The 1525-nt window shown below is 60.0% G+C and carries 2 protein-coding genes; one reads left to right on the top strand and one right to left on the bottom strand.

All coding sequences use genetic code 11. The features are described from left to right. On the top strand, window positions 1-712 hold a 712-nt coding region (locus tag ACOADB_RS12550), incomplete at its 5' end, for a hypothetical protein (RefSeq protein ID WP_378598859.1). Window positions 713-760: 48 nt separating this feature from the next. Here ACOADB_RS12550 and ACOADB_RS12555 read toward each other — a convergent pair. Next, window positions 761-1525: hypothetical protein (locus tag ACOADB_RS12555; protein ID WP_378598861.1), on the bottom strand; the 765-nt coding region annotated here is incomplete at its 5' end.

The following is a 1525-nucleotide window of genomic DNA, read 5'->3' on the forward strand; positions in this document are numbered from 1 at the left end:
CGTCGATAGCTTCGAGAGAAGCGCGCTTCTCGGATACTTGGGAAGGTTCGGCACAAGCCGGTCCGAGGGCCTGCTGGCGCAGCTCGCGGATGGGACGGTCGCAAGCACCGCAGGCGAGCGCGAAGCCTCAATGCGAAGCCTTGCCGAACTGAGTGGCGCGAGAAATCTTGAAATTTATGAGCGCGGTCTTCAAGCGCGAAGTTTCAGTATCCAGGAGGCCGCGCTCGGCGTCCTGTTTGACTTCGACAAACAAGGCCAGGCGTCCAGTTCAGTTCTTCGCTGGATGGAGCGGAGGTTGACGGGAAGGCGCAAGAGGAAACAGTGGTCCTACTCAGAGCTGCCAGTCTGCGTCGGGTACTTGTCTCGCCCGGACGGAGGACTGGAGTCAGCGCTCAGCCTGCTGGACAAATTCGACTCCGAGTTGCTTGCGGTCGAACGACTCGTCCTTGAAGTCATGTGGCCAAACGAGAAGCGCCGCGGTCCCGACCGTCAAATACCGGACCTAGATGGGCTCGGACCATATGGACACTCTTATAAGGTCTATCAGGCGCTGGAGATTGCGATAGCGACCGGGGCGTCGACCGACACCGTTCGCCTAGACCAGGACGATCCAGTCGCACACGAGATTGCCGCCAATGCGGAGTCTGAGTTTTTCGCCCTCTTGGACGCGATAGCCGGTCGCCGGGGCTTCGACAGCAAGCGTGGATCCTGAGACCGTGCCCTGTTTGTGAATCCGCGCTTGCCGCGGATGGTTCAACAACTAGACGGCATGGGCCAGGACAAGATGGCCGCCAACACCGACAACGTAGGACGCACACTCGTCGCCGTGCTTCACGACGAACGTCACTGTGTCGCCATCATCAAGAGTTCCGTGCGCCCATGTGGGGCCGCTTTTGTAGCCGACGATCGAGGTGCCGATGAAGCAGTAGATAGACACCAGATAAGGCCCCGCAGTCGTAACGCCAGTCTCGTTCTTGGCCTCGCCCACGATCGAATTGCCAACAATGTTCGTTTCCGTCACCGTCAACGGGGCCGCGTTAAGGGAACTGATGTCAATCTCCGCTGAATCGGTCGAGAACTCATATTCGACATTAGACGGAATCGAGTCGGCGTTCTCGAAGTCGATGTATGCGAGGCCCACTTCACCTGATGCCACTTGGGCCGGGATGGTTTCCGCACTGCTGCCCGTGGAGACAATTTTCCCGCCGCTCCGGGCCGAGGCGGTCCATTTGACCTGCGAGATTGCATCGTCGGTGTTGTTGCGGAACGCGAACAGCAGGCTGCCGGACGTCGTCACCAGCGGTCCAACTTGTACGACAGACATCTCTCCGGAGTCGCCAGCAGGGAACTCCGGCCTTGCGTTCCCACCGAGGAGGCCGCTGGCATTGAACGGCAACGCCTCCACTTCACTGAACTCGTCGGCCAGGTCCCTGGTGTTGTCGTCGGAAGTTGAACTGCAGGCGCTTAGCGGGAGAAGAAGGGCGGTCACGGCGGCCGCGACGCGCACAGAGGTCATCACGTCACG

It is taken from the genome of Nocardioides sp. CPCC 206348 (genome assembly GCF_048654705.1).
In the GTDB taxonomy this organism is placed as follows: Bacteria; Actinomycetota; Actinomycetes; order Propionibacteriales; family Nocardioidaceae; genus Nocardioides.